The sequence below is a fragment of the uncultured Nevskia sp. genome (genome assembly GCF_903885465.1).
GTDB lineage: Bacteria > Pseudomonadota > Gammaproteobacteria > Nevskiales > Nevskiaceae > Nevskia.
In genome coordinates this window covers 1-7466 of record NZ_CAISIQ010000168.1, presented here as the reverse complement: position 1 = coordinate 7466, position 7466 = coordinate 1, and the positions used below count along the sequence as shown (strand labels likewise).

The following is a 7466-nucleotide window of genomic DNA, read 5'->3' as shown; positions in this document are numbered from 1 at the left end:
CGCGTTGCTTGAGCATGGGTTACTCCGGGAAAGTCGAAAGGAATTCTGGGCGGCTGCTGCCGGCAATCTCAGGCCCGTGCGCGGGCCACGAACTCGGCGCTGACCTCGCGGTACTCGCCGATCAGTTGGGCGGCCACTTCAGCGGTGGTCGCCGCGCTGTCGACCTGGCCGACGCCCTGCCCGGCGCCAAAGATGTTCTTCCAGGGCTTGAGCTCACCGTGGACATCGCTGAAGTCGATCTTCGCGGTCGAGGCGATCCGGCTGTCGTCGAAGCCGGCGGCGATCAGGCTTTCCTTGAGCCAGCTGCACTGCACGCCGGTTACCGACTTAGTGGCGACCACGCCGTCCATGCGGGCGTCGATCATCATCCGGCGGTAGTCGTCGTTGATCATGGTTTCCGGGCAGGCGATGAAACGGGTGCCCATGTAGACGAGATCAGCGCCAAGCACTTCCGCAGCCAGCACGCCCCGGCCATCGGAGATCGCACCGCCGACCACGATCGTGCCCTTGAAGAAGCGCCGTACTTCGGAAACGAACGCGAACGGGCTGTTGGCGCCGGTGTGGCCGCCAGCGCCGTGGCAGACCAGTACCAGGCCATCGGCACCCGCATCGGCAGCCTTGCGCGCGTGTTCCAGCGACATCACATCGGCGAACACGGCGCCGCCATAACTGTGCACTTCCTTCAGCACGCGCTTCGGGCTGCCGAGCGCAGTGACGACGATATCCGGCTGGTATTCCTGGAGCATCTCCAGCTCTTCCGGGAAGCGGTCATAGCTGTTGTGCACCAGCACGCTCGCCGCCCAGCCGCCCGGTTTGCCGCCGGCGGCGCGGAACGCGGCCAGCTCGTCACGAATCTCGTCGAACCATTCGCGCAGCTGTACTGTGGTGCGTGCGTTCTGGGTCGGCAGCGAACCGATCAGCCCCGCCTTGCAGGATTCCAGCAGCAGCTTCGTGGTCGACACCAGAAACATCGGTGCCACGATCACCGGCAGCTTCAGGTCACGGCGCAGGCGTTCGGCAATGCTGGGAGCGGCTAGTGTCATCGGGACAGGCTTCCGGTTGAGGTGCGTGGCGCAATCTAGGCGCTGCGCGGGCAACCGAAAAGTCCGGAGGCGTAACAAATGCCGCTGACCATGGGCGCAGGATTAGAATCGCTGCCGTGACCGTTCGTCGCATTTCCGGGCTGGTACTTGACAGTGTCGGAGAGCATTCTGGTAGAGTCACAACTGAACAGTGTGTTCAATTTTGTTACGCACTAAGTTCTACCCACATGCTGAACTCCGAATCTCGCGAACCGAAACAGGGTCACAGACTTCGGAATTGCGATCCAACGGTGCCTGAGGAGGCGATCATGAATGACTATCTGAAGTACTGGATTCCTGTGCTGGTTGTTGCGCTGGCCTACTACGGCTTCTATGCCGGTGGCGACTACGTCTGGATCGGCATCCTCTCATTCCCGGTACTGGCAGTGCTGGACACGATTGCCGGACGTGATTACAGCGTCCGCAAGATGAATAACGCCACGCTGGCGAACATCCCGATCTGGCTCTGCGCCGTCGGCCCGGTGTGCCTGTACTTCATGGCTGCCTGGCGCATTGGCCAGGGCGACCTGAGCACCGCGCAGCTGGTTGGCGCCGGTCTCAGCCTGGCCTGGATGGGCGTGATCCCGCTGGTGCCGGCCGCTCACGAGCTTTACCACATGCGTGGCGCCCTGCCGCGTACGGTTGGCCGCTACTCGCATCTTTGTATCCTCGACTGCACCCGTGACATCGGTCATGTCGTCGGTCATCACATCGACGTCGCCACGCCGGATGACGGTGATACCGCTGCCCGCGGCACTGATCTCTACTCGTTCACCTGGGGCGCTTTCGTCGAAAGCACCATGTATGCGATGAAGATGGAAGCCGGTGCGCTGAAGAAGAAGGGCAAGTCGCCGTTCCACATCAGCCACCGCGTCTACCGGGCTCTGCTGGCGCTGGCGATCTTCCACGTGATCATCTTCCTGATCGGTGGCCCGGTGGCCAACCTCGTCGCCCTCGGTGGCCAGGTCCTCGCCCGCTTCTGGGTTGAATCGTTCAACTACTTCCAGCACTACGGTGTGGTTCGCCTGAAAGGCGCGCCGATCGGTCGCCGTCATCTGTGGAATCACCTGGGCTGGTTCTCGCGCTGCATGGCCTTCGAGATCACCAACCATGCCGATCACCATCTGAACTCGTACCAGGTCTACTACAAGCTGGTGCCGCACAAGGAAGCGATTCCGATGCCGAGCGTGTTCGTCTGCTTCCTGTCGGCACTGATTCCGCCGCTGTGGCACGAAGTGATCATCAAGCCGGCGCTGAAGCGCTGGGATCTGGAATTCGCCACCGCCGAAGAACGCGTCCTCGCTGCCAAGCAGAACGAAGCCGCAGGCTGGCCGGATTGGCAGCATGAGTCCGGTGCCGTGGTCGGCAAGGCCATGACCGTCGGCGTCTAAATCAGACCCGCAGTAAAAAGGCGGCGTCATCGAAAGATGACGCCGCCTTTTTCATGTCCGCTTGTTGGCTGCCGCGACTCAGGATTTCTCGTCGGCAAAGATCGCGCAGGCGCTGACGTGGGCCACTGCCTTGATCAGACGATCAAGGTCTTCCCCATGGCGAATCGCGCTGAAGCGGCCGAGATAGGTGACCACGAACCAGGACAGCGCATCGGCCACGTCATCGCCAGTTTCCGGACGGCAGGCGCCGCTGCGGTTGACGGCGGCGATGGCGGCCCGGCATCGGCCGCAGATGGTGTCCATCATCTTCAGATACTGAATGCCCAGCGCTTCGTCGTTGCGGGCACTGTCGTTGAACGCCGACAGGATCGCGTGATGTTTCCGGAACGTCTTACTGACGCCGATCATCGTCGCTTCCATGTCCTGGCGCAGTGGCCGTTCCCCGCCGGGGCCGGTGCCCAGCCAGCTGCCGGCGCTGTCGACGATCTCGTCGGTGATCAGGCTCATCAGCCGCGCGATCAGCTCGTTCTTGTCACGGAAGTGCGAATAGAAGGTGCCGCGCGACATCCCCGCTTCCACCGCCAGTTCCTCGACCGACAGCGTCACGAAACGCTGCCCCTGTTCGAGCATCCGCTCCATCGCCGCCAGCAGACGCTCCTCGATGGTCGGCTTCTTGCCGCCATGCTTGCTGCGGGTACGTCGGGTCGGTCGGGGGCCAATCGTCGTCAGCATTCGGAATCCGGGCAGAGCTTCAGGAGGAGCTTCTTCGTTGACGCAGAAGCCGTGCCCTCATTCTATCCGGGCCGGCGGACTTATCGGCCGATCAGAGCCCAATCAAGGCTTTGGCATACGCCAGGCCTTCACGAACAAGCTCACCAGCGACTCCACCCAGCGCTTGCGGCTGGCCGGATGGCGCGACGGCGTCAGCAGCACGTAGCGCCCCGCCCCGCTGGCCATGCCGGAAATCTGCACGGCGGCGTCGTAAGGCGAATCGATATCGACCAGCCCCTTGTCCTTGAGTGCCTGCAGGTAGGCGACCAGCGGCTCGGAAATATGCTGAGAGTCTTCGAGCATCGCCCGGCCCAGCTTCGGGAAGCGGCCGGCCTCGGCAATCACCATGCGCATCACGGCGAGATAGTCAGGGTGTGTGTAGCCGTCGTAAAGCTTGGTGATGATCGCCCGCAGTGCCGTTTCCAGCGGCACGTCGTCATTGGCGACGGTGCCGAGCCGCGCCCGTACCGACAGCTGCGCGCGGCGCGCCACTTCGACGAACAATTGCTCCTTGGTCTCGTAGTGACGGTACAGCGTGATCTTCGCCACGCCGGCCTCGCGAGCGATGCCTTCCATGCTCGCCGCCTTCAGACCACGGGCGATGAACACCTGCAGCGCGGCATCGAGAATGCTCTTGCGCAGCACCTCGCCTTCTTCCCGGGTGGGCCGGCCACGGGTGCGAGCGACCCGCCTTGCGGCAGCCTTGGGCGGCTCGGTGATGACGGGCAGATCGGGGCTGCTGACGGCAGCTTTGTTCTTCATCGGCACATGATGCGACATCGCACGTGAAGGCCGCTGTCCGACACGCCGCGCACCAGGATATTGAAGCACCGCCGCTCATATCGTATGGTACCGTACCTTTTTTTCGTCGCTTCACTTCCACTCAAGGGAAAAACCGATGGCGCTCTACGCTTCCGATGCACTGGCCGGCAAACGCATTCTCGTCACCGGTGGTGGCACCGGCCTCGGCAAGGGCATGGCGAAACACTTCGCCAGCCTGGGCGCCAACGTCCACCTCTGGGGCCGCCGCATCGACGTGCTGGAAGCCGCAGCCGCCGAGATCAACGCCGACTACCCGGCGCCGCGCGCCTTCGTGCAGACCGTCGACATCCGCAAGGCGGAACTGGTCGATGCCGCCGTCGGCGAGATCTTCGACAAGTTCGGCCCGCTGACCGGCCTGGTCAACAACGCCGCCGCCAACTTCATCGCACCGACAAAGGATCTGTCGCCGCGCGGCTTCGAGGCGATCACCTCGACGGTGATGAATGGCGGCTTCTTCACCACCCACGCCGTCTGCAAGCGCTGGATCGCGCTCGGCCTGCCAGGCTCGGTGGTGTCGACCCTGGTGACCTGGATCTGGACCGGCTCGGCCTATGTCGTGCCGTCGGCGATGGCCAAGGCCGCGATCAACGCGATGACCATGTCGCTGGCCGTCGAATGGGCCAAGTACGGCATCCGCCTGAACGCCGTCGCGCCCGGCCCGTTCCCCACCGAATACGCCTGGCAGATGCTCAGCCCGACCGGCGATGCCGCCGTCGGCGCCACCCAGGCCGATGAAGTACCGGCCGGCCGCTACGGCAAGATCGAGGAACTCGGCAACCTGATGACCCTGCTGATGAGCGATGGCGCCGACTACATCACCGGCGAAACCATCTGCATCGACGGCGGCCATCACCTCGCCGCGCCGTCGACCTTCGCCGGCCTGAACAAGCTCGACGATGCTGCCTGGGCGCGCATCAAGGAAGCCGGCATCGCCGCGACCAACGCCAGCAAGGCACAGCGCAGCGTCTGAGGCCGCTCTGCCCGAGGACGCGCCCGGTCTGGCGTGTCCTCGGGCCAGCCCTCTAAGATGCCCTCGAAGTGCAATCTCATCACCGCTCCACAGAGAGCGGTTTTTTTTCGCTGGAGGAGCCCTCAATGCTGAAGATTCATCACCTCGTCGCATCCCGTTCCGACCGCATCGTCTGGCTCGCCGAAGAGCTCGAAATCCCTTACGAACTGGTCCGTCATCTACGCAATCCGCAGACCTTCCGCGCACCCGATTCGCTGCGCGCGATCACCCCGCTGGCCAAGGCGCCGGTGATCGAGGATCAAGGCGTGGTCGTCTCCGAATCGTCGGTGATCTGCGACTACCTGATCGACCAGTACGGTCAGGGCCGTCTGCGTCCTTCGGCCGGCACGCCGGCAAGGCTCGACTACGCGTACTGGATGGCGTCTTCGGAATCGACGCTGATGTATCCGGTGCTGATCGACGTGCTGTCGACGATGACCCAGTCCGATGCTGCCGGCCTGCTCGGCTTCGCAATGGGCGAGTACACGACCATGTTCGGCCATGTCGAACGCACCTTGGGCAAGCACGCCTACATCGCTGGCGACAGCTTCACGGCGGCTGACGTGATTGTCTATTACACCTTGGCGATGGCGGCCGGCACCGCACTGCCGATCCCCAGCCGCGCGCCGATGGCCGACTACCCGCTGCTTGGCGATTACCTCGCTCGTCTCGAATCAAGACCGGCCTGGCAGAAAGCCAACAAGCTCTGCGCGGCCTGAGGATCTGCTTCACGTCATGCCGGTGCAGGCACCGGCATGACGTCCCGATTCAGGCGACTTGAGACGGCGCTGCTTCCAGCGCCTCCACCAGCAACGCCAGCGCGGCTTCGGCGAATGCCCACATGTTCGCAACCCGATCGCCACTGCCGGTGCGGATGGTCCGCACCAGATTCACCGGCCCGACGACGGCGATACAGGTATGACCGGCCGGATCGCCATAGCGATTGCCATCCGGCCCGGCGGCACCGGTTTCTGACAGTCCCCACAACACCCGTTCGCCATGCTTGGCGCGCACCGCTTCGGCCAGCCACTGGGCGTAAGGCTCGGAGCTGGAGCGGATGCCGCGCGCCTGCATGTCTTCCATCGAGATGCCGGCGAGGCCACGAATGGCGCGCAGCGAATAGGTGATCGCGCCACCGGCGAAATAGGTCGAAGCGCCGGGCACTGCCAGCAGGCTCGCCGAGATCAGACCACCGGCCGAGGTTTCGCCAATCGCGATTTTCTCGTCACGCGCTTTCAGCAGCTCGCCAGCGCGGCTGCCCATCTGCAACAGGTCATGCATGTGTGGACGTTCCTTGAGGTCTGGAAGACTCAAGCCTGACAGAACGCCGGCGCCGCTTCATGCCCGCCGGAGGAAGTCGATGGCCAGCGCATTGAACTTGTCGGCGTGTTCCCACTGCGCCCAGTGGCCGCAGCGGCCGAAGACCACAAGGTCGGCATCGGGAATTCCCCAGACCGCCTTGATGCCGTTGTCGAGCGGCACGAAGCGATCATCGCGACCCCAGATCACCAGGGTCTTCGCCTTGATTTCCGGTAGCCGCGGTGTGAGGTCGACAAACAGCGCGCGCGGGTTCATCTCGTTGCTCTTGACGAAGTTCGCCAGGTGCTCGGCACTGCGCTGCATGCCGTCGAGGCGGCTCTGGACCAGCTCCGGTGTCAGCACGCTGGGGTCGAAGACAAACACGTTGAGCATCGCCTGCAGGTTGTCCATCGTCGGCTGCCGGTACAGCTTCATCAGCAGCTTGATGCCTTCCTGCGGGCTCGGCTGGAACAGACTCTGGCCCAGGCCCGCAGCCCCCATCAGGATCATCCGGTCGAGGCGCTGCGGATATTCCAGTGCGAACGTCAGCGCGCTCAAGCCGCCCATCGAGTTGCCGATCAGATGAGCGCGCTCGATGCCGAGCACGTCCATCAGGCCGTTCACGGCGCGGGCATTGATCAGGCCGCGCGGATCGGCCGACACGATCGGCCCCGATTTGTTGAAGCCCGGACAGTCGAGCAGCAGGGTGCGAAAGCCGGCGGCGACGAAAGCATCGATGTTGCGATGGAAGTTGCTCCAGCCGCCGGCACCGGGACCACCGCCGTGCAGCAGGATCACCGCCGGGCCGGTGCTCGGGCCAGCTTCGTTGTAATGCAGGCGCAGGCCGTCGACATCGGCGTAGCGGCTGGTACCGGCTTCGGTCAGTGCAGTCATGGCGTTCTCGCAAGTGTGGGATTCAGACTGGCAGTTCGATCAATACGTCGTTACCGACGACGTGCACGGGGTAGACGCGAATCGAACAGATCGCCGGCACCGCCCGGACCTTGCCGGTCTTCAGGCAATAGCGCGCACCGTGCAGCGGGCATTCGATCTCAGCGCCTTCGATGACGCCTTCGGTCAGCGGAAAATCTT

At 63.8% G+C, this 7466-nt stretch carries 9 protein-coding genes; 3 read left to right on the top strand and 6 right to left on the bottom strand.

Annotated features, from left to right (window positions below):
* Nucleotides 1-68: 68 nt before the first annotated feature.
* Nucleotides 69-1043 carry a nitronate monooxygenase family protein gene (locus tag QZY06_RS06350; protein ID WP_295681725.1) on the bottom strand — a complete coding sequence of 325 codons (975 nt, stop codon included), beginning with the start codon at nt 1041-1043 and terminating at the stop codon, nt 69-71.
* Between the two features lie 308 nt (nt 1044-1351).
* Here QZY06_RS06350 and QZY06_RS06345 point away from each other — a divergent pair, with 308 nt between their 5' ends.
* Nucleotides 1352-2473, top strand: coding sequence for an alkane 1-monooxygenase (locus tag QZY06_RS06345; RefSeq protein WP_295681722.1), 1122 nt, complete (start codon nt 1352-1354; stop codon nt 2471-2473).
* A gap of 78 nt (nt 2474-2551) precedes the next feature.
* Here the strand turns inward: QZY06_RS06345 and QZY06_RS06340 are convergent, their stop codons facing one another.
* Entirely contained in the window at nt 2552-3205 is a 654-nt protein-coding gene (locus QZY06_RS06340; protein ID WP_295681719.1) for a TetR/AcrR family transcriptional regulator, read from the bottom strand.
* Nucleotides 3206-3307: 102 nt separating this feature from the next.
* On the bottom strand, nt 3308-4006 hold the full coding sequence (locus QZY06_RS06335) for a TetR/AcrR family transcriptional regulator (protein WP_295681717.1): 699 nt from the start codon (nt 4004-4006) through the stop codon (nt 3308-3310).
* A gap of 136 nt (nt 4007-4142) precedes the next feature.
* On the opposite strand from QZY06_RS06335, the gene QZY06_RS06330 reads away from it, so the two are divergent.
* Complete coding sequence (locus QZY06_RS06330) at nt 4143-5036, top strand: SDR family oxidoreductase (RefSeq protein WP_295681714.1); 894 nt, start codon at nt 4143-4145, stop codon at nt 5034-5036.
* A gap of 125 nt (nt 5037-5161) precedes the next feature.
* Nucleotides 5162-5794 carry a glutathione S-transferase family protein gene (locus tag QZY06_RS06325; RefSeq protein WP_295681713.1) on the top strand — a complete coding sequence of 211 codons (633 nt, stop codon included), beginning with the start codon at nt 5162-5164 and terminating at the stop codon, nt 5792-5794.
* Nucleotides 5795-5843: 49 nt separating this feature from the next.
* On the opposite strand, the gene QZY06_RS06320 is transcribed toward QZY06_RS06325, so the two are convergent.
* Genes QZY06_RS06320 through QZY06_RS22150 form a run of 3 tightly spaced genes read right to left on the bottom strand, consistent with a single transcriptional unit; the run spans nt 5844 to nt 7455 of the window.
* Nucleotides 5844-6356 (bottom strand): CinA family protein, encoded by a 513-nt coding sequence (locus QZY06_RS06320; protein WP_295681711.1) that lies wholly within the window; start codon nt 6354-6356, stop codon nt 5844-5846.
* Nucleotides 6357-6413: 57 nt separating this feature from the next.
* Nucleotides 6414-7268 (bottom strand): alpha/beta fold hydrolase, encoded by an 855-nt coding sequence (locus QZY06_RS06315; protein WP_295681709.1) that lies wholly within the window; start codon nt 7266-7268, stop codon nt 6414-6416.
* Between the two features lie 22 nt (nt 7269-7290).
* Entirely contained in the window at nt 7291-7455 is a 165-nt protein-coding gene (locus QZY06_RS22150) for a Rieske 2Fe-2S domain-containing protein (RefSeq protein ID WP_367275577.1), read from the bottom strand.
* Between the last annotated feature and the right edge of the window lie 11 nt (nt 7456-7466).

What these genes read in the sequence shown, in the direction of transcription:
- QZY06_RS06350 (WP_295681725.1), bottom strand. Translation starts at nt 1,043, where the DNA reads ATGACACTAGCCGCTCCCAGCATTGCCGAACGCCTGCGCCGTGACCTG.
- QZY06_RS06335 (WP_295681717.1), bottom strand. Translation starts at nt 4,006, where the DNA reads ATGAAGAACAAAGCTGCCGTCAGCAGCCCCGATCTGCCCGTCATCACC.
- QZY06_RS06325 (WP_295681713.1), top strand. Translation starts at nt 5,162, where the DNA reads ATGCTGAAGATTCATCACCTCGTCGCATCCCGTTCCGACCGCATCGTC.
- QZY06_RS06320 (WP_295681711.1), bottom strand. Translation starts at nt 6,356, where the DNA reads ATGCATGACCTGTTGCAGATGGGCAGCCGCGCTGGCGAGCTGCTGAAA.
- QZY06_RS06345 (WP_295681722.1), top strand. Translation starts at nt 1,352, where the DNA reads ATGAATGACTATCTGAAGTACTGGATTCCTGTGCTGGTTGTTGCGCTG.
- QZY06_RS06340 (WP_295681719.1), bottom strand. Translation starts at nt 3,205, where the DNA reads ATGCTGACGACGATTGGCCCCCGACCGACCCGACGTACCCGCAGCAAG.
- QZY06_RS06330 (WP_295681714.1), top strand. Translation starts at nt 4,143, where the DNA reads ATGGCGCTCTACGCTTCCGATGCACTGGCCGGCAAACGCATTCTCGTC.
- QZY06_RS06315 (WP_295681709.1), bottom strand. Translation starts at nt 7,268, where the DNA reads ATGACTGCACTGACCGAAGCCGGTACCAGCCGCTACGCCGATGTCGAC.